General features: G+C 58.5%; 27 protein-coding genes. 12 read left to right on the forward strand and 15 right to left on the reverse strand.

Features of this window, described 5'->3' with window-relative positions:
* Positions 1 to 32 precede the first annotated feature (32 nt).
* From scpB to ACB040_RS13005, 4 genes are all read right to left on the reverse strand, one after another.
* Entirely contained in the window at positions 33 to 605 is a 573-nt protein-coding gene (gene scpB / locus ACB040_RS12990) for an SMC-Scp complex subunit ScpB (RefSeq protein WP_005350230.1), read from the reverse strand.
* On the reverse strand, positions 589 to 1458 hold the full coding sequence (locus tag ACB040_RS12995; RefSeq protein ID WP_371155090.1) for a ScpA family protein: 870 nt from the start codon (positions 1456 to 1458) through the stop codon (positions 589 to 591). Before ACB040_RS12995 ends, scpB begins: the two co-directional genes overlap by 17 nt.
* Positions 1451 to 2071 (reverse strand): L-threonylcarbamoyladenylate synthase, encoded by a 621-nt coding sequence (locus ACB040_RS13000; RefSeq protein ID WP_021231208.1) that lies wholly within the window; start codon positions 2069 to 2071, stop codon positions 1451 to 1453. The genes ACB040_RS12995 and ACB040_RS13000 overlap by 8 nt, the downstream gene beginning before the upstream one ends.
* 226 nt (positions 2072 to 2297) lie before the next feature.
* Positions 2298 to 3179, reverse strand: coding sequence for a PHP domain-containing protein (locus ACB040_RS13005; protein WP_150390479.1), 882 nt, complete (start codon positions 3177 to 3179; stop codon positions 2298 to 2300).
* A 436-nt stretch (positions 3180 to 3615) separates the two neighbouring features.
* On the opposite strand from ACB040_RS13005, the gene ACB040_RS13010 reads away from it, so the two are divergent.
* From ACB040_RS13010 to ACB040_RS13045, 8 genes are all read left to right on the forward strand, one after another.
* Positions 3616 to 5247: an anthranilate synthase component 1 gene (locus ACB040_RS13010; protein ID WP_371155093.1), complete on the forward strand. Its 1632-nt coding sequence runs from the start codon at positions 3616 to 3618 to the stop codon at positions 5245 to 5247.
* The gene (locus tag ACB040_RS13015; RefSeq protein WP_013723977.1) at positions 5244 to 5861 is read left to right on the forward strand and encodes an aminodeoxychorismate/anthranilate synthase component II; all 618 of its coding nucleotides are present in this window, start codon (positions 5244 to 5246) and stop codon (positions 5859 to 5861) included. The genes ACB040_RS13010 and ACB040_RS13015 overlap by 4 nt, the downstream gene beginning before the upstream one ends.
* 10 nt (positions 5862 to 5871) lie before the next feature.
* Positions 5872 to 6900 carry an anthranilate phosphoribosyltransferase gene (gene trpD / locus ACB040_RS13020; RefSeq protein ID WP_335843919.1) on the forward strand — a complete coding sequence of 343 codons (1029 nt, stop codon included), beginning with the start codon at positions 5872 to 5874 and terminating at the stop codon, positions 6898 to 6900.
* Entirely contained in the window at positions 6900 to 8408 is a 1509-nt protein-coding gene (trpCF, locus tag ACB040_RS13025) for a bifunctional indole-3-glycerol-phosphate synthase TrpC/phosphoribosylanthranilate isomerase TrpF (protein WP_371155095.1), read from the forward strand. The genes trpD and trpCF overlap by 1 nt, the downstream gene beginning before the upstream one ends.
* 47 nt (positions 8409 to 8455) lie before the next feature.
* On the forward strand, positions 8456 to 9649 hold the full coding sequence (trpB, locus tag ACB040_RS13030; protein WP_005338139.1) for a tryptophan synthase subunit beta: 1194 nt from the start codon (positions 8456 to 8458) through the stop codon (positions 9647 to 9649).
* On the forward strand, positions 9646 to 10452 hold the full coding sequence (trpA, locus tag ACB040_RS13035; RefSeq protein ID WP_371155097.1) for a tryptophan synthase subunit alpha: 807 nt from the start codon (positions 9646 to 9648) through the stop codon (positions 10450 to 10452). The genes trpB and trpA overlap by 4 nt, the downstream gene beginning before the upstream one ends.
* Before the next feature lie 542 nt (positions 10453 to 10994).
* Complete coding sequence (locus ACB040_RS13040) at positions 10995 to 11579, forward strand: hypothetical protein (protein WP_371155099.1); 585 nt, start codon at positions 10995 to 10997, stop codon at positions 11577 to 11579.
* 71 nt (positions 11580 to 11650) lie between these two features.
* The gene (locus ACB040_RS13045; RefSeq protein ID WP_371155101.1) at positions 11651 to 12667 is read left to right on the forward strand and encodes a hypothetical protein; all 1017 of its coding nucleotides are present in this window, start codon (positions 11651 to 11653) and stop codon (positions 12665 to 12667) included.
* 151 nt (positions 12668 to 12818) lie between these two features.
* Here ACB040_RS13045 and ACB040_RS13050 read toward each other — a convergent pair whose 3' ends face one another.
* Positions 12819 to 13352: a metal-dependent hydrolase gene (locus tag ACB040_RS13050; protein ID WP_371155103.1), complete on the reverse strand. Its 534-nt coding sequence runs from the start codon at positions 13350 to 13352 to the stop codon at positions 12819 to 12821.
* A gap of 334 nt (positions 13353 to 13686) precedes the next feature.
* Between ACB040_RS13050 and ACB040_RS13055 the strand changes: the two genes are divergently transcribed.
* Positions 13687 to 14463, forward strand: coding sequence for a BPL-N domain-containing protein (locus tag ACB040_RS13055; protein WP_371155105.1), 777 nt, complete (start codon positions 13687 to 13689; stop codon positions 14461 to 14463).
* 181 nt (positions 14464 to 14644) lie between these two features.
* Here ACB040_RS13055 and ACB040_RS13060 read toward each other — a convergent pair whose 3' ends face one another.
* Entirely contained in the window at positions 14645 to 14794 is a 150-nt protein-coding gene (locus tag ACB040_RS13060) for a hypothetical protein (protein ID WP_005338159.1), read from the reverse strand.
* Between the two features lie 443 nt (positions 14795 to 15237).
* Between ACB040_RS13060 and ACB040_RS13065 the strand changes: the two genes are divergently transcribed.
* Entirely contained in the window at positions 15238 to 17337 is a 2100-nt protein-coding gene (locus tag ACB040_RS13065) for a hypothetical protein (RefSeq protein WP_103251343.1), read from the forward strand.
* Between the two features lie 78 nt (positions 17338 to 17415).
* Here the strand turns inward: ACB040_RS13065 and ACB040_RS13070 are convergent, their stop codons facing one another.
* The 7 genes from ACB040_RS13070 to ACB040_RS13100 form a co-directional block, all read right to left on the reverse strand.
* Complete coding sequence (locus ACB040_RS13070; protein WP_371155107.1) at positions 17416 to 18624, reverse strand: NupC/NupG family nucleoside CNT transporter; 1209 nt, start codon at positions 18622 to 18624, stop codon at positions 17416 to 17418.
* Between the two features lie 358 nt (positions 18625 to 18982).
* Positions 18983 to 19408: a glutaredoxin-dependent arsenate reductase gene (gene arsC / locus ACB040_RS13075; RefSeq protein WP_080741219.1), complete on the reverse strand. Its 426-nt coding sequence runs from the start codon at positions 19406 to 19408 to the stop codon at positions 18983 to 18985.
* 75 nt (positions 19409 to 19483) lie between these two features.
* Positions 19484 to 20548, reverse strand: a complete 1065-nt coding sequence (arsB, locus tag ACB040_RS13080) for an ACR3 family arsenite efflux transporter (RefSeq protein WP_005338173.1) — start codon at positions 20546 to 20548, stop codon at positions 19484 to 19486.
* A gap of 109 nt (positions 20549 to 20657) precedes the next feature.
* Positions 20658 to 22421 (reverse strand): arsenical pump-driving ATPase, encoded by a 1764-nt coding sequence (gene arsA, locus ACB040_RS13085; protein ID WP_371155110.1) that lies wholly within the window; start codon positions 22419 to 22421, stop codon positions 20658 to 20660.
* 27 nt (positions 22422 to 22448) lie between these two features.
* Positions 22449 to 22817, reverse strand: coding sequence for an arsenite efflux transporter metallochaperone ArsD (gene arsD / locus ACB040_RS13090; protein WP_371155112.1), 369 nt, complete (start codon positions 22815 to 22817; stop codon positions 22449 to 22451).
* 4 nt (positions 22818 to 22821) lie between these two features.
* Positions 22822 to 23190, reverse strand: coding sequence for a helix-turn-helix transcriptional regulator (locus ACB040_RS13095; RefSeq protein WP_005338181.1), 369 nt, complete (start codon positions 23188 to 23190; stop codon positions 22822 to 22824).
* Positions 23191 to 23447: 257 nt separating this feature from the next.
* Positions 23448 to 23846: an META domain-containing protein gene (locus ACB040_RS13100; RefSeq protein WP_005338183.1), complete on the reverse strand. Its 399-nt coding sequence runs from the start codon at positions 23844 to 23846 to the stop codon at positions 23448 to 23450.
* A 157-nt stretch (positions 23847 to 24003) separates the two neighbouring features.
* Between ACB040_RS13100 and ACB040_RS13105 the strand changes: the two genes are divergently transcribed.
* Complete coding sequence (locus ACB040_RS13105; protein WP_338774271.1) at positions 24004 to 24483, forward strand: hypothetical protein; 480 nt, start codon at positions 24004 to 24006, stop codon at positions 24481 to 24483.
* 1 nt (position 24484) lies between these two features.
* Here ACB040_RS13105 and ACB040_RS13110 read toward each other — a convergent pair whose 3' ends face one another.
* Positions 24485 to 24964: a putative 4-hydroxy-4-methyl-2-oxoglutarate aldolase gene (locus ACB040_RS13110; RefSeq protein ID WP_043818759.1), complete on the reverse strand. Its 480-nt coding sequence runs from the start codon at positions 24962 to 24964 to the stop codon at positions 24485 to 24487.
* Positions 24965 to 25006: 42 nt separating this feature from the next.
* Positions 25007 to 25414 (reverse strand): DUF3293 domain-containing protein, encoded by a 408-nt coding sequence (locus ACB040_RS13115; protein ID WP_371155115.1) that lies wholly within the window; start codon positions 25412 to 25414, stop codon positions 25007 to 25009.
* A gap of 396 nt (positions 25415 to 25810) precedes the next feature.
* Between ACB040_RS13115 and arcA the strand changes: the two genes are divergently transcribed.
* Positions 25811 to 26530: a two-component system response regulator ArcA gene (gene arcA, locus ACB040_RS13120; protein ID WP_005338193.1), complete on the forward strand. Its 720-nt coding sequence runs from the start codon at positions 25811 to 25813 to the stop codon at positions 26528 to 26530.
* Positions 26531 to 26558: the final 28 nt, after the last annotated feature.

Consider the following 26558-nt stretch of genomic DNA (forward strand, 5'->3'; position numbering starts at 1 on the left):
ATCTCGGTGAAATCGGTACACTTGGGCGCCATTCACCGGGCATCGCTCTCCCCGTCCACCGCAGAGGGCAACAGGGGTTGCAGCTCAGGATCCAGCTCGGGGAGCTGCTCCAGACTCTGCAGATTAAAGTAATCCAGAAACTCTCTGGTGGTGGCGAGCAGCTCGGGGCGACCGGCCACCTCTTTGTGGCCGATGCTGCGCACCCAGCCACGCTCTTTCAGGGTATTCACTATCTGGCTCGACACCGCCACCCCGCGGATCGCTTCGATCTCGGCCCGGGTGATGGGTTGGCGATAGGCGATCAGGGTCAGTGTCTCCATCACGGCGCGGGAATAACGCGGCGCCCGCTCGCTCCAGAGCCGCGAGAGCTCTTCGGCATACTCCTGACGCGCCTGAAAGCGCCAGCCGGAGGCGACCTCTTTGAGCTCGACGCCTCGCGAGCTGTAATCTTGCCTGATCTCGGCCAACAGCAGCTGAACATAGCGACTGGTCACCGGATAATCGGCCAGCACGCTGCTTTTCAGCTCGCTGACATTGAGCGGACGACCGGCCACGAACAGCGCCGCTTCGATCAAGGTCTTGAGTCGTTCAGTGGGCAGCGCCACGGTTGCCCTCCTCGCTCTGCTCGGCCAATGCGAAATGAATTGGTCCCAGCGGTTCTGCCTGCAGGATCCAGATCAGTTGCTCCTTGCACAGCTCCAGCAGGGCCAGAAACGTCACCAGTACCCCCATGCGCCCCTCTTCGGCGCGCAGCACCTGCTCAAGGCGCAGGGTCTGCCCCAGCGTGAGCATGGCAAGGATCTCCGCCATGCGTACCCGGGTCGGGATCTGTTCGCGGCGGATCTGGTGATGTTCGAAATGAGTCGCGCGTTTTACCACACTTTGCATGTAAAGGGCGAGCTCAACCAGCGAAACATCGGGCGCAAGTGGCTTGAGGGCACCAAAATCGGGGGGCAAGGCAGCGGCGATATAAATCTCCCGCTCTACCCGTGGCAGCTCATTGACCCTCTCCGCCCCTACCTTGTAACGCTCGTACTCCTGCAGGCGGCGAATAAGCGTCACCCGCGGGTCTTCCCCCTCATCTTCATCCTCCAGCTCCGGCGCCTTCGGCAGCAGCAGGCGGGATTTGATCTCCGCCAGCCAGGCCGCCATCAGCAGATATTCGGCTGCCAGCTCAAGATTAAGCCCCTGCATCAGCTCCACGTACTCCATGTACTGGGCGGTGATCTGCAGGATCGGCAGGTTGAGGATATCGAGCTGCTGGCGCCGGATGAGGTAGAGCAGCAGATCGAGCGGCCCCTCGAAGGTATCGAGGAACACCTCCAGCGCATCGGGCGGGATGAACAGGTCCTGGGGCAGCTCGTGATAGGGCTGCCCCAGGACTTTCGCGATGGGTAGTGCGGCGCCAGTCTCCGCCTCGGCGGAAGGAACTGTCACCGGTTCAGCGACATCACTCAAACGGGGTCGGGTCTCCGGCACCGCGACGACGCAATACCGGCTCGTCGTCAGAGAAATCGACCACGGTCGTGGGCTGCTCGCCCAGATAGCCGCCGTTGACCACCAGATCGATCTGCTTGCCCAGCTTGTCGAAGATCTCTTCCGGGTCAAACTCAGCCATCTCTGACTCCGGCAGGATCAATGTGGTGGAGAGCAGCGGCTCGCCGAGGGCTTCCAAGAGTGCCTGGGCAATCTTGTTGTCCGGCACCCGGATACCGATGCTCTTCTTCTTCTCGTTCATCAGGCGGCGCGGCACCTCTTTGGTTGCCTTGAAGATGAAGGTGTAGGCGCCCGGGGTGTTGTTCTTGATTAGGCGAAACGCGCTGTTGTCGACTTTGGCGTAGGTGGAGATCTCGGAGAGATCGCGGCACACCAGGGTGAAATCGTGGTTGGCGTCGAGGCGACGGATGCGGCAGATGCGCTCCAGCGCGCCCTTGTCACCCATCTGGCAACCCAGCGCATAACCGGAGTCGGTCGGATAGACGATGACGCCGCCGTTCTGGATGATCTGTACCGCCTGACCGATCAGACGGGCCTGGGGGTTTTCCGGATGTACGTAAAAATGCTGACTCATAGCTTGTTCTCGCAATGGGGGCAGCAATACCTGCCCGCTCGTATGGTCACGGGTCAAAGACCCATGACACTACCTTAACCTGTTTGTGGCCGCTTCGCTGATGCCGTTACCGGCTTGCCAGCAGCTCTGCATGTTGCTCGGTGGTGAGCCCAAAGTGACCGGGATAGGCCAGCCACACTATGGGAATCCCCTCTTGCCCGGTTTGTTCCCTATTTCGCTTGCGCCGTTAGCGACTCGCCAGCAGCTCGGCATGCTGTTCGGTGGTGAGCCCAAAGTGACCGGGATAGGCCAACCAGACCGGCATCCCCTCTTTGGGCAGCCAGAGGTGGCGGCCCAGCTCGGTCCAGTTGGAGGGGAAGTGAAAATCCGATCCCACCGAGATATAGAGGTCGTGATCCTTGGCCCACTGGCCCAGATTGGCCCGCTCCTGCGGGCTCTGCTGAGGCAATGAGACCTCCATGGCATCGCCACCGGCCGCCTTGAAAGCCACCAGCAGCCGCTTGATCCACTTGGCGGTGAGATCGTAACGGCTGGGGTGGGCCAGCACCGCCAGCCCACCAGCGGCGTGAATGGCGGTGATGGCTTCACTCATCTCGGGCCACTCGGCCGGGGCATACCCTTTATTGCCACGGCTCAGGTACTTTTTGAATACCTTCTGCATGTTGTCGGCCACCCCGCGCGCCACCAGCACCCGGGCAAAGTGGGCGCGGGTCACGGCAGCATCACCGGCGAGCGCCTTGGCCTCTTCATAGGTGCCAGGAATGAGGCACTTCTCAAGACGACGCCCGATTTCCAGCGCGCGCGCCTCACGGCGTGCCAACTGACCGGCCAGAAAATCCAACAGCTGCGGATTTTTTTCATCCACCCCCAGCGCCACGATATGAATTTCGTGATGCTCCCAGCCGGTGGAGATCTCGACCCCGCTCACCAGTCGCAGCGGCAGTTGCTCGGCTTCGATAGTGCGACGCACCTCATCAAGCCCGGCGAGGGTGTCGTGGTCAGTAACTGCTAACACTTCGACCTGTTTTTCGGCGGCGCGGCGCACCAGTTCGGCTGGGCTCAGCACCCCGTCGGAGGCAGTGGTATGGCAGTGAAGATCGAATCTCATCAGGTTATTCCGCTCTCGTGGTCAGGTCACCATTCATGGCAAATCGGTGAAAGAAGGCTAAAAAGCGACTTGACTTGGCCGCGGCTTTATCGTTTTCTGTAGGCACTTCATTGCAAACATCTTTTTACAGGACTTTATCATGCAAACGACTTCCATCCTGACCATCTGGTGGTGGCACACTCCCTGACATGCGGGCGTGTGGTCGTTGCTGTACCTGTAATCTGACAGCAAATTAAGAACCCAAAGAAAAAGCCCGCTGACCCCAGCGGGCTTTTTTATTATCCGGCAAATGGACCTGTGATGAAACCGAGAATTCAGACAAGCAAGCTGACCTGGCGATGGCGCCCCTGAACCAGCCACCCCGGCCCCATTAAATTTTCAAGGAATTCAACGTCATGAACATCGGTAACACGCATCACACGCAAGGGAACGCACTATGACAGCCACACATCGCCTTCCTCTGGGTGAATTCGATACCCTCAAGCTCAACGTCCCCTATGTGGCCGATCCGCTGGCGCTCTATACCCGCCTCTGTCAGGGCCGCCCCAACAACCTGCTGCTGGAATCGGTGGAGATCGACTCCAAGGCGGGCAAACAGAGCCTGCTGCTGGTAGACGCCTGCCTGCGCATCGAGTGCCGTGGTCGCACCGTGCGGGTTCGCAGCCTGAACGATAACGGCGCCCAGTTACAAAGCCTGCTGGCCGAGCGCTTGCCTGTGGTGGTGGCTCGTTCGCTTGTAGATGACGAGCTGCAGCTCGATTTCCCGGCCTCCGATCGGGAGCTGGACGAAGATTCCCGCCTCAAGGGGAGCAGCGTGCTGGACGTGCTGCGCACCCTGCAGCGGGAGCTTGATTGCCAGCTCGGCAAAGAGGCCCTCTTTATGGCGGGCAGCTTTGCCTACGACCTCATCGCCTCTTTTGAAGATCTGCCCGAAGTGCCACAGGGGAGCAACGACTGCCCCGACTACTGCTTCTATGTGGCCGAAACCCTGATCACCATCGACCATATCGAGCGCACCACTCAACTGCTGGCCTGCATCTTCGGCGGCGACAGCGACGAGAGCCTGGTGGAAGACAGATACACCCGCCTGACCGAACGGCTCACCGACTTTAAACAGATTTGCCAGCAACCTCTAAGCGCCGAGCTGACCACCCAGCCCCTGACCGGTGGCATGAGCGTGGACAAGAGCGACAAGCAGTTCTGCGCCGAGGTGGAGAAGCTCAAGGGCTTTATCCGCCGTGGCGACATCTTCCAGGTGGTGCCGTCCCGCTGTTTCTCCCTGCCCTGCCCCAGCCCCTTGGCCGCCTACCGCCGCCTCAAGCAGACCAATCCCAGCCCCTACATGTTCTACGTGCAGGATGAGGGCTTCACCCTGTTTGGCGCCTCGCCGGAGAGCGCGGTGAAATTCTGCGCCGCCAGCCGCGACGTGGAGATGTACCCCATCGCCGGTACCCGCCGCCGCGGCTTCAACCCCGATGGCAGCATCAACCGGGATCTCGATGGCCGCATCGAGCTGGAGCTGCGTCAGGACGAGAAAGAGGTGGCCGAGCACCTGATGCTGGTAGATCTGGGCCGCAACGACATCGCCCGCATCTCGGAACCGGGTACCCGTTACGTCAAGGAGCTGCTGAAAGTGGATCGCTACAGCCACGTGATGCACCTGGTCTCCAAGGTGGTCGGCACCTTGCGCTCCGATCTTGACGCCCTGCACGCCTATCAGGCCTGCATGAACATGGGCACCCTCACCGGCGCACCGAAGATCCGCGCCAGCGAGCTTATTCGCATGGTGGAAGGCAAGCGCCGCGGCAGCTACGGCGGCGCGGTTGGCTATATCAACGGCGCAGGCGAGATGGATACCTGCATCGTCATCCGCTCGGCGTTTGTCAAAGATGGCATAGCCCATGTGCAGGCCGGTGCCGGGGTGGTCTATGACTCCAAGCCGCAAGCCGAAGCGGACGAGACCCGTGCCAAGGCGGCCGCCGTGCTAGCTGCCATCGCTGCCAGCCATGGCACCTCTCTGCAAGCCCTGAGCGCCCAGCAGGAGCAACATAAGGACGTGAGCCAATGAGTACCGGATCAACAGCCACTAACATCTTCCTGCTCGACAACTTCGATTCATTTACTTACAACCTCGTTGATCAGTTCCGCTCCCTCGGTTATCCGGTGCGGATCTACCGCAACAGCCTGCCGGCCAGCCGCATCATGAGCGAGATCGCAGCCTGTGAAGGGGACGCCGTGCTGGTGCTCTCGCCGGGGCCGGGCGCCCCCCACGAGGCGGGTTGCCTCATCGACCTTATCAAGCTGGCTCGTGGTCAGGTGCCCATCCTCGGTATCTGTCTCGGCCATCAGGCTCTGTGCGAAGCCTACGGCGGCACCGTCGGCGCGGCAGGCGAGATCGTCCACGGCAAGCGTTCGCTGATTGAGCACAATGGCCACGGCGCCTTCGCCGGTCTGCCGAGCCCGCTGCCGGTAGCCCGCTACCACTCGCTAGTCGCTACCTATGTACCGGAAGAGCTGACTGTGATTGCCCACTATCAGGGCATGCCCATGGCCATCGAGCAGCAGGATGAGCGGGTGCTGGGCTTCCAGTTCCATCCCGAATCCATCATGACCTCGGAAGGGGCCCGTCTGCTGACCCAGGCGCTCGCCCATATCACCCGTCCAGAAAGCAGTGTGCGGTAAGGAGACCAACATGCATCAACATCTCAACACCCTCTATCAGGGTCAGTCTCTGAGCCGTGAAAGTACCCGCGACGCCTTCGGTCAGGTGGTACGTGGCGAAGTGGATCCCATCGTGCTCGCAAGCCTGCTGACTGCCCTCAAGATCAAGGGGGAGACCCCGGAGGAGATCGCCGGCGCCGCCGAGGCTCTCTTGGCTGAAGCGCGCGACTTCCCGCGTCCGGATTACGAGTTTTGCGACATCGTAGGCACCGGTGGCGATGGCCTCAACACCATCAACGTCTCCACCACCTCGGCACTGGTCGCCGCCGCCTGCGGCCTGAAAGTGGCCAAGCACGGCAACCGCTCGGTATCGAGCAAGTCGGGTTCGAGCGATCTGCTCGACAAGATGGGCATCAAGCTCGACATGAGCCCGGCGCAGGCGCGTCGCTGTCTGGATGAACTCGGCATCTGCTTCCTGTTTGCCCCCCAGTACCACGCTGGCGTGCGCCACGCCATGCCGGTACGTCAGGCCCTCAAGACCCGCACCCTGTTCAATGTGCTGGGGCCGCTCATCAACCCCGCTCGCCCCACCTATCAGCTGATGGGGGTCTATGCCCCCGAGCTGGTGCGTCCCATCGCAGAAACCCTGCTGGCACTGGGGCTGAAAACCGGTATGGTGGTTCACGGCGCTGGGCTCGACGAGATTGCCATCCACGGCCCGACCCAGGTGGCCCAGATCCGTGACGGCGAAATCCGTGAATTTATGATCACCCCGGCTGACTTTGGCCTGGAGACCTATCCGGTCAGCGCCATTCAGGGCGGTGAGCCTGAAGAGAACCGCGCCATCACCGCCGCCATTCTGGAAGGGCGTGGCACCCCGGCCCACAACGCCGCCATCGCCGCCAACGTGGCACCGCTGCTGCTGATGGCAGGCAAGGCGACCGATCTCAAGAGCGCAGCGGCCGAGGTGCTGGCGGTGCTGGCGAGCGGCAAGGCTGCGGATCTGGCCGCCCGGCTCGCCACTTTAAGCCATCAGGATGCGGGCCATCAGGAGGCATGATGTCAGCCACCACGTTGCACAGCAGTCATTCAGAACGCCCGCAGGGCAAGAGCCAGTTTCGCAAGGATAACGAGATGTCAGACCGTATTGCCCCCCATGCTTTTCTGAACATGGCCTCCATCAGCCAGACCATTCTCGGCAAAATCGTGGCGGCCAAACAGGAGTGGGTTGCCGCCCGCAAGCTGGCCCAGCCGCTGGATAGCTTCCAGAGCGCGCTGACCCCAAGCGATCGGGATTTCGTCGGGGCGCTCAAGGCGGGCTCCACCCGCTTTATTCTGGAGTGCAAGAAGGCCTCCCCCTCCAAGGGCTTGATCCGCGACGACTTCAGCCCGGAGGCGATCGCCGACATCTATGGCAAATACGCCACCGCCATCTCGGTGCTGACCGACGAGAAGTTCTTTCAGGGGGATTTTGCCTTTTTGCCGCGGGTACGCAGCCGCGTCAGCCAGCCGGTGCTCTGCAAGGATTTCATGATTGACCCCTATCAGGTCTATCTAGCCCGCCACTATCAGGCGGACGCCATCCTGCTGATGCTCTCGGTACTCACCGACGAGGGCTATCGTGCCCTGTTCGCGGTCGCCAAGGATCTGGGCCTTGGCGTGCTCACCGAGGTGAGCAACGAGGAAGAACTGACCCGCGCCATCGCGCTGGGGGCGCCGGTCATCGGCATCAACAACCGGGATCTGCGGGATTTGAGCGTGGATCTCAACCGCACCAAACAGCTGGCTAAAGACATCCCAGCCGATCGGGTGGTGATCAGCGAGTCCGGCATCAACCATCGCGCTCAGGTGGCAGATCTGCGCCACCACGCCAAGGGCTTTCTGGTGGGCTCGTCATTGATGGCCGAGCCGGATCTGGAAGCGGCGGTGCGCAAGCTGGTACTGGGCCAGAACAAGGTATGCGGCCTGACCCGAGCCGAAGATGCCGCCGCCGCCCATCAGGCGGGCGCGGTGTTCGGGGGTCTTATCTTTGTGGCGAAAAGCCCGCGCTATGTAGACATCCCCGCCGCCCGCGCCGTGATGGCGGGCGCACCGCTCTCCTACGTCGGGGTATTTCGCAACGCCCAGCCCGCCACCATCGCCAAGACGGTGGATGCGCTGGGACTCGCCGCCGTGCAACTGCACGGGGATGAAGATGCTGCCTATATCGAGGAACTGCGGCCGCTGCTGCCCGCTGGCTGCCAGATCTGGAAAGCCGTAGGCGTCTCTCTCGGCAAAGAAAGCGGCGAACCGCTGCCCGCCCTCGACTATCCGGCCGATCGGCTGCTGCTCGATACCAAAGTGGGCAGCCAGAGCGGCGGTACCGGTCAGGCGTTTGACTGGGCCCTGCTGGCCACGCTCGACAAGAGCAAACTGATGCTGGCGGGCGGCCTTAACCCCGACAACGCCCTGCAAGCGGCACAAGTGGGCTGCCTCGGCCTTGATTTCAACTCCGGGGTAGAGAGTGCCCCGGGCCAGAAGGATGCGCACAAGATTGCAGCCGCCTTCGGCGCACTGCGCAACCTGTAACGCAACCCTTTTTGATGTTTCGATTTAGCTAATACAAGGAAGAAGCCATGACCCTGCTCAACCCGTTTTTCGGTGAATTTGGCGGTATGTACGTACCCCAAATCCTTATCCCGGCCCTGCTCCAGCTGGAAAAAGCCTTCGTCGACGCCAAGGATGATCCGGCCTTTATCGCCGAGTTTCAGTCCCTGCTGACCGAGTATGCCGGTCGCCCGACCCCGCTCACCCTGACCCGCAATCTGACCAAGGGTACCAAGACCCGCCTCTATCTGAAGCGTGAAGACCTGCTGCACGGCGGCGCCCACAAGACCAACCAGGTGCTGGGTCAGGCGCTGCTGGCCAAGCGGATGGGCAAGAACGAGATCATCGCCGAGACCGGCGCCGGTCAACACGGCGTCGCCACCGCGCTGGCCTGCGCCCTGCTCGGCCTCAAGTGCCGGGTCTATATGGGTGCCAAGGATTGCGAGCGCCAGAAGCCCAACGTATTTCGCATGAAGCTGATGGGCGCCACCGTCATCCCGGTGCACTCCGGCTCCAGCACCCTGAAAGATGCCTGCAACGAGGCGCTGCGCGACTGGGCTGCCAACTACGAGTCGGCCCACTACTTGCTCGGCACCGCCGCCGGCCCGCACCCCTTCCCCACTATCGTGCGGGAGTTCCAGAAGATGATCGGCGAAGAGGCCAAGGCCCAGTGCTTCGAGAAAGAGGAGCGGCTGCCCGACGCAGTGATCGCCTGCGTCGGCGGCGGGTCGAACGCCATCGGCATGTTTGCCGACTTTATCGATGAGCCTTCAGTGCGCCTGATCGGCGTCGAGCCGGGTGGTCACGGTATCGAGAGTGGCGAACACGGTGCGCCGCTCGGCCACGGCAGCAAGGGGGTCTTCTTTGGCATGCACTCCTACCTGATGCAAGACAATCAGGGGCAAATTCAGGAGTCCTACTCCGTCTCGGCGGGGCTGGATTTCCCCTCCGTCGGCCCGCAGCACGCCCACCTGGCCGCCATCGGCCGCGCCGAGTACCCCTCGGTGACCGACAAGGAGGCGCTGGACGCCTTCCAGGAGCTGGCCAAATCCGAAGGCATCATCCCCGCGCTGGAGTCCTCCCACGCGCTAGCCCACGCCCTCAAGATGGCCCGCAGTGAACCGGAAAAAGAGCAGGTGCTCATCGTCAACCTCTCCGGCCGTGGCGACAAAGATATCTTCACCGTTGCCGACATTTTCGAGAAAGAAGGAACCTTGTCATGAACCGTTACGCACAACTCTTCTCCCGTCTGGACGAAGCCAATCAGGGCGCCTTTGTGCCGTTCGTGATGCTGGGTGACCCCACTCCTGAACTCTCGCTGGCCATCGTCGATGCGCTGGTCGAAGGGGGCGCCGATGCCCTCGAACTCGGCATTCCCTTCTCCGATCCGGTGGCGGATGGCCCCACCATTCAGGGCGCCGCTCTGCGCGCTTTTGCCAGCCACACCACCCCGGACGACTGCTTCGAGCTGCTTGGCCGCATCCGCGCCAAGTACCCGCAGCTGCCCATTGGCCTACTGGTCTACGCCAACCTGGTCTATGTGCGCAAAATCGACGGCTTCTACGAGAAGTGCCAGCAGGCGGGCGTGGATTCGGTGTTGGTCGCCGACGTGCCGGTGCAGATGTGCGCCCCCTACAAGGCGGCCGCCGACAAGTTTGGCATCGACAGCATCTTTATCGCCCCGCCCAATGGCGACGCCGAGACCCTGAAACAGGTGGCGGAGCTTGGCAATGGCTACACCTATCTGGTGAGCCGCGCCGGCGTCACCGGAACCGAGACCAAGGCCGGTATGCCGGTGGAGGGACTGATCAACACCTTGCGCGAGTTCAATGCCCCCCCCGCCCTGCTCGGCTTTGGCATCAGCGAACCGGCCCAGGTGCGTGAAGCCATCGCAGCTGGCGCCGCCGGTGCCATCTCCGGCTCCGCCGTGGTGAAGATCATCGAGACTCACCACCAGAATCCGGAACATATGCTCACTCGTCTGAAAGAGTTTGTGGAAGGGATGAAGGCCGCGACAAACCGCTAAAGTCGGGTATGGGGTCAACTGTCAGTGGCCCTGATATGCCAGTTCGCATAACTATGTAAAAGGGAGCCTGACCGGCTCCCTTTTCTTTTACCCCCCTCTCCCTCTGGGAGAGGGCTGGGGTGAGGGAAGTCTACGGCAACCCTATTTGCTCACTTAGCGCACGTCTTAATGACTAATTTATTGATCCAACACAGATTCCCGCCAAAACCCGCTTCTCAACACTCAGCCCTCCCCCTTAAGATAGCCAAACGACAATCCCTCTCTCGGGAGCGCACCATGGCTGCGATTGTTGCTATCTCGCAGGTTAACAGCAGCGAACTGGGAGCTGTCACTCAGGGGCGGTAGCGTGGTTTTTGTAGGTTGGCGCAGCGTGTAGCCAAGCCCAACAGGCGAGCATTATTTCGCCAACCGAAGCGGAGTAAAAAAGGATGTGGAAAAACCATAAAATAGAGTTTCAGATATATTCGCATTAAACGTTGGGCTTCATTTCGTTCAGCACCAACCTACGATTTTTAGCCCAACATACGAGATAGGTTTAAAATATGGACTTTAATTTCATTTATAAATTGATCTCTGATTTTGTCGTGTCCTTATCAGCCATAAATAAATTTCAACTTATAGAAAGTCTTATTGAAACACCTGATAAAAGAGTCCACGACTATGAGAAGTGGTTACAGATTGAATTTGCAATGTTTCTATACCAACGTCAAAACAGCGAAGTTTCTGACTGGGGAAGAGAAAAAATTTATCCACTCGACAGACGACTGAAATCTCGCATCAAACATAGAAGAACTACAACTGTTGATTTTTGGTTAAAGCGGAGATATCAAAAATATCCTGGCGAAATTCTTATTGAGTTCAAACGAGCAAAAAGTATCAATGACTGCGTAAAACAAATGATCGATGACGGTGCGTTACTGAGGAAAATAAAAAAGTCAGAAAGTATGGTTAGAAGTTTTTGGATGGTTGGTTTTCATCCATCTGAGACTGCATATCATAACGTATTTGACAAAACATTTAAACAAGAAGCCAAGTTAAATGAATGGGTTAATGATAGAAAATTAAAAACACAGAAAATTGAAGGGACGAAATTAAGTTTCTCCATATTCACACTATACGAAATATAAACGTATAGATTAGGCGAAAAAACATCACGAAATAGCAACCCACATTTAATCAATATGGCAAGGAGTTTATTATGATGATGAAGCAAACTTTGGAGTTTTTCTCTGGGTTCCCTATACTTCTTTCCCCAAACTCCGCAGCAAAGCTTAAAAAAGCAAAACTGGATGGTCGAAAAAAAGATATATATAAGGACCATAGAGGAAATACAATTGAAGTCTCTGAACTAACTCGAGATTATCACTTATACATCCTAGCATCTAGAACATCAAGCTTTTTTGGAACAGAGGCTCACTGGAATAGTGACAAACTCATTGTCTCTGCAAGTTTAATTTTTCAGACTTACCCCGATAGAATAGAAGTACCAATTGAATTATACTTTGATGGAACATCACCTTACTCTCTCCCTTCGAACCTTCGACCAAAAGAAATTTTATCAGTTGCAATTGAGCCACCAGAGAGTGGTGGTTTTCCAATGGGCATGACATTTACACACAAAGATGGGAGTAAATATGGATTTATGCTAGCCCCCGACCTTCTACATTTTATTAAGTACCCTAATCAGTATCGAGAACTGACTGACTTTCACGTAGAATACGTAGGAATTGCGTGTGGACCGAATGGCAACAGTAATGTTTTCAAACGCGCACTGGCACATGAGAAGGTCGTAGAAATTCAAGGTGATTTTCAACAGCGCCATGGCAATAAAAACTTATTTATATTTGCTTATGACCCTGGTTTTCTAATTCATTCGCAGATGCCTGGAGGGATAGTTATTACTGGTCCAGGATTAATACCGAACTTAATTAAAGGCGGTATGAACAGTTTATTTGAGGCAATGGAAGCCAGCCTTATTTCTTACTTTCAGCCAGAATATAACGTAGAGTTTAAAAAATTCCCCTTACATAGGCCGAATTGGCTTCAAGGAGGATTCGATTCTTTCGACGGTTTAGTACTGAATGTAAATAGGATTTCAGTTACTCTAGCGTCTGATAATTCTTTTAATCCAGAAGGACAGTGGTCATTTGGTCGTTTTTGGAACAAGACGCGTCCTCCTCAAGAACTTCACTTTGTCAATATTGATGTTGAGTAAGAATTTAGGACACCCACCTTTCTGAGCAAGCAGCTGTATGGCTCATGCACCGGAAGGTGAGTATTCTTTTTACACAATTTGATTTATCCCCCAGTTATATAAAGAGCAATTTTCGGTTGAATTAATGCCCAATATTTGGCAAACCTCGCTCCTACCACTTCCTTCTCCACACCCGCCATCCCATCAACACCAGCATCAATACAACCCCCGACAGCCAGACCCAGTAGAGCTCGGAGAGGATCACCGCCTCACCTCGGGCGGTGAGATAGGCCTCCAGCTTGAAGGGGGCGACCCGGATCACTTGCCAGGGGGCGAAGAAACGCTCGTCACGCCACGGCCAGAGCCAGCCAACCCCCTTGCCGCCGGTGGTGAGGGAATCGAGCAGGCTGTGGGAGAGCAGAGAGACCAGCAGAAACGCCCAGACGGTGGCGGCGCTGGCCCGAAATTGGCGGTGAAACAGCATAGCAAGGGTGGGCAGGGCAAAGGCGAACAACAGGGAGTGGGTAAAGCCGCGGTGACCAAAGACATGGCCGTAGGCGACCCCCAGTTTAAAGGCGAGCACATCGGCATCGGGCAGCATGGCGATGGCAACCCCCGCCAGCAGCAAGCGCGGTGGGATAATCCGGCTGCCAAGCCCCAATCCAAGGCAGAGAGGTACGGCGGCGTGGGTAACTATGGTGGGCATAGGGTGAAGCTCCAACTGAAAACGTGAGCCTACCCTACCCCCGTTCGGTGAAGTGAAGGTGAAGTGCCCCCTCTTATGTTGCTGTATTCCCCCTCAAATCCTTAGCCATCAGCCAGAAGAGGCGTCACACAGGAAAGCTGTTGCACGCACTCCGAAGCAGGGGCCGAAATCCTGTGGTTTGTCCCTCTGTATTGGCTCGTTCGTTGTGTGTCGAACGCAGGCCTAATCAGCGTTAGCGCATTAACTTGAAATGTTCATTTAACTGCGGCTGACATGCAGAACGAGATCGTGATAAGTAGTCTCTTCGATTCACATCACAGGGACAGTGGCAGCGATGAATTTTTCAAAAAGCATCAGGCTGATTGCGAGCGTTATCAGCCTTTGGTTAATGACAGGATGCATGGCAGAGGCCGCTTCTGCGCAGCCGAAACAAGAGCAGTACGCGCTGATCTATAACGGGCCTGTTTCTGATGGGGATAGCACGAAGGCGATTGCGGATGTGGTCAAGCAGGTGGGGTTGCCAGTCAGGTATCTCTCCAATATCGAAGCGCTGCCTGCAGAGCTCGATCATGCCAGGGTGTTTATCGTTGGCGGCACTGAGGACGATGTTGAGCCGCTCCTCAATGCCTTCACCGCGGACGCGCGCTCGGCGTTAAAAACCTATTTGCAGAATGGTGGCCGCTACCTCGGGATCTGTGGGGGTGCCTTTGTGGCATCCACCGGCTGGTCTGAAGAAGAGGGCTTTGTGCCGGCGCTGGGCCTTGTTCCTGCCACATCCGATGATTATGACGGCGACTTTAGCGCCAGGATCTTCCCAATCAGCTGGCTTGGTGAAGCGCGCCAGATGTATTACCAGGCCGGCCCGCAATTTACGCCGGTGCCAAGCCCCGAGCAGGTCAAGGTCATCGCCCATTTTCAAAACCATCAGATTGCCGCGCTGATCAGCTCATACGGCAAAGGCAAGGTGGCCGTTTCCGGGCCACACCCCGAAGCCCCCGAGTCGTGGAAAGAGAACGCGGTGGACGGCGACAAGATGGAGTCGAATATTCATCTGGCTGCAGGACTCGTTAACGAGTTGCTCTCCGAAGAGCCCGTCACCCATTCGAAGTAGGCGCGTCCCTACGCCCTGGATGTGACCCCATTGCTCGGCCCGGAAGTCAGGCCACCCAATCAGCCGCAATCCATAAAAAAACCACCGACCAGCAAAAGGTCGGTGGTTTTTTTATCGGTGGTAGATAACGGGTAGCCGATACGAAGCGTTCGCTACCTCAACTTTCGCCCGGGAACGAGCACTACTCTTCCTGCTCCTCCGGTTGTCTCTCCTCACCCCGTATCTGTAGCAGCTCCTCGACCCTGGCTTGCCACTTGTCGTGGGCCTGTTTACGCTCCTGCTGCATAAATGCTTCTCGCATGGTGTCGATTTTCTGGTCAAGTGTTTCCATCAGAGTGTCTCCTTGTGTGACCGCATAAAGACTGGCTGACGGCGCGTTGGCCAACCTGCTCCCCTAATCTGACATCGCTAATGCCGTTACTGCCCAATCAAATAATCGATTGGAAATAGTAAAACCAATCTAAAAATTCTTTTTCGTGTTTATTCCTCCACGCCAGCGCAAGGGAAACAGGCTGCTCAGAGCGGGATAATCCGGCACGCGGCCAACACGTTGTTGAGTGTGGGAGTCCCCCTTTTCAGGGGAATGGGGCACCGTTGCCCCATCCGTCCAGAGCGGGGTACCGGCAGATTTCCGGGATGTTGCTGTGCCCATGATCACACAGTCACAACTCTCGCCCTCCGCTCACCGCGCCCCCGCTTTTTATCATCTAGAGTTAGCGGGCAGTCCAAAGCTGCTGATTTATATACATTCGCCGCCAAGAGGGATCTTTTTTCATGACCGAGCATATCGATCTGCTACCTATCAGCACGGATGATGAGCAGGACGCAGGCAACCGTTACCTCTACTACACCGAAGGGGATCTGGCCCGCATTCTCGCCAATCTGGAACAGTTGCGCCACGCGGTGTTTCCGGCCGCCATCGGAGAGAGTGAAACGGGCGCCACCGTGCCCCACAACTTTCCGTCCGTCTGTCTGGTGGGGCTGGGACGCTGCGGCTCCAACATCGCGCAGGATGTCGCCTCGCTGGTCTACAACGCCCGCAGCTTTTATCTCAATGAGTTCAACAGTGAAGAGCAACGCAAGCGGGAGAAGGAGTTTGGCCCGGTGAGCTGGATCCGGCGCAACCTGCGGCTGCCAAACAACGGGGCCCGACCGGTCTTTCTGATCGAGCCCATGGTGATGCTGGGGGATCTGGACAAGGACATCGATGGCCGCATCCGCCACTCCAATCGCAGCGGCGAAGGTGGCTCCTTGCGTGATTACGCCAAGATGCGGGTGATGGACTTGTCGGAGATCCACGCGGGAGGCGCAGGTAACGCCCCTATCCTTGGCCAGTATCTGGCCAAGATCATCCTCAACAAGAGCCCCCACTACTTCGCCAACTCCGAGTGGCAGGCCATTCATACCTATCTGGTGGACTCCTGCGGCATCAAGGCCAACCAGTCCCGTCTCTATTTCTACATCTTCAGTGCCGGGGGCGGCACCGGCTCCGGCATGGCCTCCGAGTTCGGGCTGGCCCAGCAGTACTCCTACATGAGCAAGACCTTTTCACCCCCGTCAGAAGAGGAGGAGCACCTCTCCCTCGGGGAGCACTTCATGTTCGATCCCATCTTCACCAGCGGCATCTGCATCCTGCCCAATATCTGTGATCGGGGGATCGAGATCTCGGAAGCCCTGCACATCAACGCGGGGCGTTTGCTGTGCAAGTATCTGGCCGAGGAGTGGGACTTCTCCTATCACTTCGACAACGAGCAGGCGTGCGATGCCAGCATGCTCAAGCGGATCAGACCCTGGAATGCCATGATGCTGATCTCCAACGACATCATGCGCTACGCCGAAGAGAGCGACGATGGCGAGATCCAGCATGTTGATGTCAACACCATGGAGAAGTACGCCAACCAGTACATCTCCCAGCAGATCTTCAACATTCTTACCGCCCAGGCCGTCACCACCGACTACGACGAGAACTACTTTCGCCGGGCGGGCATCGACATCAGCGAGACCATTCGGCTCGATGCCAACGACCTCTTTATGAGTCTGGCGGGGCCGGTGGCGGTGGCGTATGCCGAGTCCATCTCCCCCCCCGGCGGCCTGTTTGACAAGGAGGACGGGCTCAATGTGGACGATCTCTTCACCCGTTCCATCGAGCTGCCCCACTTCAACAAGATGACCCAGGCCATAGAGGGGATCAGTCTGCTGCCCATCGAGGCGGGCAACTATCGGGAGTATCTGGACGACTATGTGAAAAGTGGCCATGACCCGGCCCACCTCAACGAGCTGCACTTCTTCAAGAACTGCTCATCGGTGGTGTCGATCATCTCCCTGCCCAAGGAGTACAAACTCTCCTATATGGATCTCAACCGGCTCAAGTCTCACCTCAACGGGCTCTTCCCCAATACCACCCTCAAGCGCTATGCACTGGTCATTGGTGCGTCGGCCAATATCTCCCTCACCACCCTGATCGTCAAGAGCCCCTGCCTGAGCGATGACTTCCTGACCCTGATCGTGGCCTTTATCAAGCGCTGCTTTGCCAAGGATCACTATCGCTTCGATGAGCATCTGGACAAGGCGGTGATCGAGATGATCTGCAATGAGGAGTGGAACGACACACTGCTCGACAGCATGCTCAACGAGTTCGAGAACCCGGCCAAGATCCTCGATACCAACTGGTACGCCATCAAGCCCATGTATGAGAAGAAATATCGGGAGCTTATCCGCGAGAAGGAGAAGTTCGTCTCCATCAACGATATTCGCCTCAGCCGTGAATCGGTGAAAAAGGCGCTGCTCTATCTGCGGGAGATCTATCGCCACCGGGTCAGCAAGACCCGCATTCTCTCCCTCAACCCAAGGCTGGGGGAAGCGAACGCTCGCTAGTACCCTGCCCATAAAGCAAAGCGCCCGCCCCAGATGGGGCGGGCGCTTTTTTTACTGGTGCAGCCTGGCCTTATCTCATCAGAGGGAGACAAAGATCCCGGCCAGGGTGGCGCTCATCAGGTTGGCGAGGGTCGCCGCCAGCACCGCCTTGAAGCCCATATTGGCCACATCGTGACGGCGCTCCGGTGCCATGGTGCCGATGGAGCCCAGTTGCACCGCAATGGAGCCCAGATTGGCAAAACCGCACAGCGCGAAGATGATGATGATCTGGGTGTGGGCGCTCAGATCCGCCTTGATATTGGCAAAATCCAGATAGGCGACGAACTCGTTCATGATCACCTTCTGACCAATCAGGGAGCCTGCCGCCATCATCTCGCTGGCGGGCACGCCAATCAGCCAGGCCACCGGAGCAAACAGATAGCCAAGCAGCTGCTGCAGGGAGAGATCGGCCCAGCCGAACCACTCGCCGACGGTGGTGAGACCGGCGTTGATCATGGTGATCACGCTGACAAAGGCCAGCAGGATAGTACCGATGGCTACGGCGATCTTCATGCCGCCCATGGCACCGCCCGCCAGCGCGTCGATGGCGTTGCTGTAGTCGCTCTTGTCGAGGGTGATCTCGGTCTGATCGCTCACCTGCTGCTGCTCCGGCACCAGTAGTTTGGCCATCAGCAGGCCACCCGGCGCCGCCATAAAGGAGGCGGCAATCAGGTATTTAAGATCCACACCCAGACCGGCGTAACCGCCCAGCACCGAGCCCGCCACCGAGGCCATGCCGCAGGTCATCACCGCAAAGAGTTCAGAGCGGGTCATACCGGCGAGGAAGGGACGAATAAGCAGCGGCGACTCCCCTTGCGAGAGGAAGATATTGCCGGTGGCCACCAGTGACTCGGCGCGGCTGGTGCCGAGCAAGCGATGAATGGCGCCGCCCAGTACCCGGATCACCCACTGCATGATGCCGAAGTGGTAGAGCACGGCGATCAGCGCGCTGATAAAAATCACCAGCGGCAGCACCCGCACGGCGAAGATAAAACCGTTGCTGGCGAGATCGCCAAACACGAAACGGATGCCGCTGTCGGCAAAGCCGAGCAGGGCGGAGACGCCATTGCTCATGGCACCGAGCATGATTTGTCCGGGGGGGAAATAGAGCACCAGCGCAGCAAAACCGGTTTGCAGGGTGAGCGCGCCCAGCACGGTTCGCCAGCGGATGGCTCGGCGGTTTTCACTCGCCAGCCAGGCGATAAACATCAGGGCCAGCATACCGACCAGACTCAATAACAGTGTCATCTTGCACCTATGAAGAGAGGAGTTTCATATGGCAAGTCTGCAGACAGGCGTCGCGGGCGATCCGGCGGGAGAAGTGCCGACCCACGCGACACGCAGACCACAAACCTACAGGTTAGTGGCGGGTCCCATCCTGGGGTCATTCACGTTCCGGGTGACAGCATGTATCGGGTGACGCCAGCGCCGTCGCAGGGGGAGATGCGGCCGGGTGGCAGGTCGGGCGGCGATGGTACAGTGATCATCGTCACAGAAAAAGCGGTAAAACGATTGGCCGGAATAACTTTTTCAACTTGTTCACACAACGAAACAGGACCAGCGTGACGCTGGCCCTGTTTCAATCCGTACTTGAGCACTCAGATGATTACTTGAGGCGCTTGCCGCTCGCGTCCACCACCTGCTCGCCATCTTCCTTGGCGAAGGCCCCTTTTTGCTGATCGGGCAGAATATCGAGCACCACTTCCGACGGACGGCACAGTTTGGTACCGAGGGGGGTGACTACGATAGGCCGGTTGATGAGGATAGGGTGGGCCAGCATGGCATCGATCAGTTCATCATCGCTGAAACGATCTTCCGCCAGACCGAGCGCCTCGTAGGGGGGGACGTTCTTGCGCAGCAGATCGCGCACCGGCATGTCCATGGCGGCGATCAGCGCCACCAGCTGGTCACGGGAGGGGGGCGTCTCCAGATAGTGGATCACGGTGGGCTCCACGCCGCTGTTGCGGATCAGCTCCAGGGTGTTGCGGGAAGTACCACATTCCGGGTTGTGATAGATGGTGATTGCACTCATTTGCGTGTCTCTCATTAATCAAGTGAATAGAAAATGGATAGCATCAGTTCGCGGCCATCTGTTAACGGCTGTCAGTTAGCGGCTCAGCCCCGCTTCGTACCAGGGTTTGCTGGCGTTAACCACCCGCACCACCAGTAGCATGACCGGCACCTCGATCAGTACCCCTACCACGGTGGCGAGCGCCGCGCCGGAGTGAAAGCCGAACAGGCTGATGGCGGCGGCCACCGCCAGCTCGAAGAAGTTGGAGGCGCCGATCAGGGCGGAAGGACAGGCGACCGAGTGCTTCTCCCCCACCTTGCGATTAAGCCAGTAAGCCAAGCCAGAGTTGAACAGCACCTGGATCAGGATGGGCACCGCCAACAGGGCGATAACCAGCGGCTGCTCAATGATGGCGTTGCCCTGAAAGGCGAACAGCAGCACCAGAGTGAGCAGCAAGGCCGCCACCGACCAGGGCTGGATGCGAGTCATGACGCCGTCAAAATGGGCCTCTCCCTTTTTCAGCAAAGCCTTGCGCAGCAGTTGGGCGATGATCACCGGGATGACGATATAGAGCACCACAGAGGTAAGCAGGGTATCCCACGGCACTATGATGCTGGAGACCCCGAGCAGCAGCGCCACCAGCGGTGCGAAGGCAAACACCATGATGAGGTCGTTCACCGCCACCTGCGACAGGGTGAAGTAGGGATCGCCGTTGGTGAGGCGGCTCCAGACAAACACCATGGCGGTGCAGGGGGCCGCCGCCAGCAGGATCAGCCCCGCTACGTAACTGTCGAGCTGATCTGCCGGCAGCCAGTCGGCAAACAGCACGCGGATAAAGAGCCAGCCGAGGAAGGCCATGGAGAAGGGCTTGACCAGCCAGTTGATAAAGAGGGTGACGCCTATCCCTTTCATATGGCCCTTCACCTGATGCAGGGCGCCAAAGTCGATCTTGAGCAGCATGGGGATGATCATCACCCAGATCAGCAGCCCCACCGGCAGGTTGACCTTGGCCACCTCCATAGCGCCGATCGCCTTGAAGAGATCCGGCAACCCCTGCCCGAGCCCGATCCCCACCAGAATGCAGAGGGCGACCCAGGCGGTCAGATAACGTTCAAAAAAGCCGATGGCAGGCACGGCCTTGGCATCACATGTTGCAGACATCACAGCTCCCGATGCGGCGCAATTTCGCATCTTCTATTGGTTCAAAACACGGGTTTATAACAAGTAACTGCATATTCAAGCCGCCCCGGCAGCAGGCCGGGGCGGCGACTCAATGGTGCTGGCAGAGGCGGCGCAGGGCATCGGGCCCCACCGGCTCCTCGGCGAGCAGCGGCACCACGGCGTAGCGGCTGGCGTGTTGCCGCTCGACCGCTTCGATATGGGGCAACTGGCGCTCGGCCCGCAGTTGCAGCAGCGGCGAGCTGACCGCAGCTTGCTGCAAGCTGTGGTTGATGAGCCAGCCCCAGGGCTCGATGCCGGCCCGACGCAGATCGGCCTGCAGACTCGCCGCCTCCTGCACTGGCGTGGGCTCGGGCAGCGTCACAATCAACACCTTGGTCTGCTTGGGGTCCTGCAACTGCATCATGGGGGTGGTGAAGTGCAGCCCCTTGTTTCCCATCTGGCGAGCGATCTCCCTGTGGTAGGCGCCGGTGGCGTCGAGCAGCAGCAGGGTGTGGCCGGTGGGGGCGGTATCCATCACCACGAAGCGCTTGCCCGCCTCGCGAATGATGCGCGAGAAGGCCTGAAACACGGCGATCTCCTCGGTACAGGGGGAGCGCAAGTCCTCCTCCAGCAGCGCCCGCCCCTGCTCGTCCAGCGCAGCCCCCTTGGTGGCCAGCACTTGGGCACGGTAACGCTCGGTCTCGGCGTGGGGGTCGATGCGGCTCACCTCCAGATGGGGCAAGCTACCTGCCAGCGTCTCGCTCAGGTGCGCGGCAGGATCCGAGGTGGTGAGGTGCACCGGCAGGCCGCGGCTCGCCAGCTCCACCGCCACGGCGGCTGCCAGGGTGGTTTTGCCTACCCCGCCCTTACCCATCAGCATGATAAGGCCATGACCATCGGCGGCCAGCTCGTCCACCAGTGAACTCAGCTCGGGCTGGGTTGGCAGATGAGCTGACGTTGCCAGTGATACCTGCGCACCAGCATCCTGTGGTTGCAGTAGCTGGCGCAAACTGTCGAGCCCCACCAGATTGGTGGCCAGCAGCGGGATATGATCCTGCGCCAGCCCCTTTATCCCCTGCGGCATATCGGCAAGAGCCCGTTGCTCGCGCTGCCAGAGCGCCATTGCCAGCGGATCTCCGGCAATAGCGCCTTCGGGGAAGAGGCCATTGATCACCAGTTGCTGGTTCAACAAGCCGATAGCAGCCAGCTCCTCGTGGGTGCGAGCCACTTCCCGCAGAGTGGATTGCTGGGCCCGCGCCACCAGCACCAACCGGGTGCGAGCGGCATCTGCCAGCGCGGCGACCGCCTCGCCATACTGGCTGCGCTGTTTCTCCAACCCCGCCAGCGGGCCGAGGCAGGAGGCATCCCCCTTGCCCTGCTCCAGAAACTCGCTCCAGGCGCCCGGCAGTTGCAGCAGCCGGATGGTATGGCCGGTTGGGGCCGTATCAAAGACGATGTGGTCATACTCGGCCAGCAGCGTTTGGTCGGTCAGCAGGGCGGTGAATTCGTCAAAGGCGGCGATCTCGGTGGTACAGGCGCCAGAGAGCTGCTCCTCGATACTGCGCACCACACTCTCGGGCAACTTGCCGCGCACCGGCCCGACGATCCGCTCCCGATAGGCTTTGGCCGCCGCGGGGGGATCTATCTCCAGCGCCGACAAACCGGGCACAGCGGCGATGGTGGTGACGCGATTGCCGATCTCGGTGGCAAACACCTGCCCCACGTTGGAGGCAGGGTCGGTGCTTACCAGCAGCACCCGCTTGCCAATATCACACAGCGCCACCGCACTGGCGCAGGCCAGCGAGGTCTTGCCCACCCCGCCCTTGCCGGTGAAGAAGAGAAACGGCGGTGGATTGGTCAGAAAATGGTACATAGCCTCTCCCGAATGGTGCGTCGCAACTCAGCAGCAACCGCTGCCAGAGCAGCAGCCGCCCTTGACGATCCCCTTGATGGCCGCTTGCGGCGCAGGCAGCCCGGCATAACGGGCCAGCTCGTTGCGGCTCGGATAACGGCCGGTCAACACAACCTGCCCCTCCACCAGCACCAGCGGCAACCCCTCCTCCCCGGCGTGGGTCAGAAAAGCGCTGACGGCAGGTGTCTCGGCAAACTGCATCGGCTGCTGGGCCAGATTGAAACGCTCGATGGCAACGCCCTGCTCCTTGGCCCAGGCAAGGTCGGCTGCGAAGGTGACCAGAGCCTGATCAACCTCGGTACCGCAGACACCGCTGGAGCAGCAGAGGGCGGGATCAAAAATCTGAATGGAGGACATGGCATTACTCCTTGTTGCAGCAGGGCTGCGCAGGCAGAACATGGGGGGAGCAGGCTGACTCGGCACGCATCACGCCGCACGCCTCGGGATGACCGGCACAGCACTCCTCGGTAAGGTAGGCGATCACATCCAGCATCAAAGGGATATTGGCGCGGTAGCGCAGAAAGCGCCCCTCCTGCTCCACCGACAGCAGACCGGTGTTGAGCATCGCCTTGAGGTGAAACGAGAGGGTATTGGGGGCAATATCGAGCTCGCTGGCCAGTTCACCGGCGACCCGCCCCTCCAGCCCGGCCTTCACCAACAGCCGCCATACATCGAGCCGGATGCCGGATGCCAGCGATTCAAAGACCTTGGTGGCCATCTCTTTGTTCATCTTCACTCCCCTTGGTGCAACCTTTCATTTCAACTATACAAGAATCATTGAAATGATCAAGATACGTACCGAAGCAAAGATACGAGATTCTGGCATCAAACCGGGCAGAAAGGGGAATCGACAAGTGAACAACCGTTGCGGACGGCCACACAGGGTTCATCGCAGATAAACAGACGCCCTCCAGAGGGAGGGCGTATCAGAGCGTTTGACCCGCCAGCACAGTCAGCGCTGTCGGGGCAATCAGACGAACGCGTGCCTTATTTGGTAGCAGGCACTGCGTTAAAGGTGAGCAGGGCCGCCTTGTTGGCATCGCTCAGAGTCAGCTGGTTGCCGTTGATGGAGTAGGTTGCCACCTTCTCCAGCTTTTGCAGGAACTCGGTCTCTTTGTTCATGGCGTCGCCGATGCACATCATGCGAGTGGAGCCCATGGCGCCCAGCGTCAAGACACCGTCACCCTGCTTGGTGATACCGCCAAAATAACGGTTGCAGCCGCCCTTGCCCGCCACCTTGCCGTCGACCACTTGCAGGGTGAAGGTATCGCCGGTGGCGCCTTGCAGCTGCCAGCTGGATGCTTGCAGTTGAGCCATGCTGGAACCTGTTGCCATAGCGCAGCCTCCCAGTGCCAGCGCGGCCAGCAGAGTCAGTTTCTTGTTCATGGATTCACCTCTTAATGATTAGAGCCATCAATACGGCAGCCTGTTTAACATGGCTGACGCCCATGCCAAAGGATTTTATTGTGATCTCCCTTCACTTTACTACCAGCTGGCATGTGCCATGCTTAGGCTCAGTTCCGGACCCAGGGAGGGGAAACGAATGGTCAAATCACTCATCATCACACTGCTTGCAACCTGCGCCAGCATGGCCGCACAGGCCGCCGACTGGGCAGTGGTTCAGCCGCAATCCAACCCGTCTCTCTATGTCAAAAGTTACTCGGGTGTGTTGCTCAATGGCCATAGCCATCACAGCGACAGTTTTGATCTCTGGCTGGTCAATAGCGGCTATCAGTATCCGGTGGTGGATGATGTGGCCCTCTTTATGGAAGCGGGCCCGGCGGTGGCGGACCAGAATCGCACATCCGGTTTCAATATGAGTTCGGGGATACGCTACCAACTCTCTCCAGCATTCAATATCGGCAGCCAGATCAAGCATCTTGATCTCAACAAGGCCAGCACCCTGCTGGAGCTCAACTCCAGCCTGCTGCTGACCCCCAGACTCTCCCTCACCGCCAACTACGGCGTCAGCGCCATCACTGCCGATCAGGCACTGAGCCTGGGGGTCGGTTTCAACTTCTGAATCAGATCAGCGGCGTGGCACTCACCACCACGCCGTTGCGATCCGCATAGACGTAATCCCCTTCGTGGATGGTCACCCCGGCAAAACTGACCACGGCCCCCAGCTCTCCCAATCCCCGCTTCTCGGTCTTGACCGGACAGGCCGCCAACGCCTTGACCCCGAGTGCCAATGTAGCCAGGGTGCCCACATCCCGCGCCGCGCCGTGGATCAGGATACCCTCCCACCCCTGCTCCACCGCCTTGACCGCCAGTTGATCGCCAAGCAGCGCACGGCGCAGCGAACCGCCGCCGTCGATCACCATCACCTTGCCGTGACCGGGGCGGGTCACCAGATCCCGCACCAGACTGTTGTCTTCATAACAGGAGAGCGTTACGGCGCGACCATAGAAGATGGCCTTGCCGCCAAAATCCTGAAACACCGGGTCGGCCACTTGCAGCAAGTCGCCATGTTGATCGCAGAGGTCGGGCAGGAGATCCAGCATGATTTGATTCCTTTCAGATGCATGAAGGTGTTCATTCTTTCATCAGGCAAGGTTTCTGGCAATCCAGAAGGACTCAATATTGTCCAGACAAACTGCTGATTTATCCATCAATACTGGTGTCAGCCAGAGCTGGCCATCCTCCACCCAGTAGATGGCGTTCTGGCCAAAACGCGCAGCCAGCTGACGGGCTTGTGGCAGGGATAGCGCCACCGCCAGCGATGACTCCTGCCAGCGTTCGTCCGGGTCTGATCCCCAAAACGGCCCCACCACGGGCACCTGCAAATCCACTGTCAGATGGCGCCACAGCGCCCGTTCCCGCCGCATATTGCGTCGTTCTGTGACCCACTGACTGGCCGGATTCCAGGCTGTGATGATGGCAAAGGCAGACCAGTCTGGTGGCTCAAATGGCGCGATAAAGCAGATTTTCTTGTAGTTTTCCCACAAATTCATGTCAATCACATGTTACATTCCATTACATTTTGTAGGGGCGAAAACCCGGTTCAGGCCAAGTATGATGCTGCTGTACCAGGGTTTGACCTATATCAAATCAGAGTTAAAAAGTTGCTATCTGACGGCAAAGAGTGTTGTTATGCTCCTGTTAACTGATAAAATGCGGCCACTTTCGTAATGGACGACCTTTCCAGGCTCTGCTCGACCAGACTTGTCGGGAACCTATAAGTGGCACAGGGATACTTGCCGGTACTGATGCCTAATTCGCGATATTCCGACCTGACTCTCATACCCAGGATGACGTAATAAATTTTCAGGATCAGTCAGGAAATCGGTTTGAAACGCCAAAGAGTGTTAAATTTAAGATAATTAACTGATAAGAATCTGGGAATACTCATGCAAACACCACACATTCTGATCGTCGAAGACGAGCTGGTCACACGCAATACCCTGAAAAGCATTTTTGAAGCCGAAGGCTACATCGTGCTCGAAGCCAACAACGGCGACGAAATGCACCAGGCCCTCACTTCCCACACCATCAATCTGGTGATCATGGACATCAACCTGCCGGGCAAGAACGGCCTGCTGCTGGCCCGTGAGCTGCGTGAGAACGACAACATCGCCCTGATGTTCCTGACCGGTCGTGACAACGAAGTGGACAAGATCCTGGGTCTGGAGATCGGCGCCGATGATTACATCACCAAGCCCTTCAACCCGCGCGAGCTGACCATCCGTGCCCGCAACCTGCTGAGCCGCACCATGAACGTGGCTGCCGGTGGCGAAGAGAAGAAGCTGGTTGAGCGCTACCTGTTCAATGGCTGGGCGCTGGATATCAACAGCCGCGCACTGGTCAGCCCGACTGGCGACATGTTCAAGCTGCCGCGCTCCGAGTTCCGCGCCATGCTGCACTTCTGCGAAAACCCGGGCCAGATCCAGACCCGTGCCGAACTGCTGAAGAAGATGACCGGCCGTGAGCTCAAGCCCCACGACCGTACCGTCGATGTGACCATCCGTCGCATTCGCAAGCACTTCGAAAGCGTCAACGATACTCCGGAGATCATCGCCACCATCCACGGCGAAGGCTACCGTTTCTGTGGTGAGCTGGAGCAGGAATAAGCTCCCGCAACGCTGTTGATCTGAAAAG

Source organism: Aeromonas sp. S11(2024), from assembly GCF_041402345.1.
Classification (GTDB): Bacteria; Pseudomonadota; Gammaproteobacteria; order Enterobacterales; family Aeromonadaceae; genus Aeromonas; species Aeromonas veronii.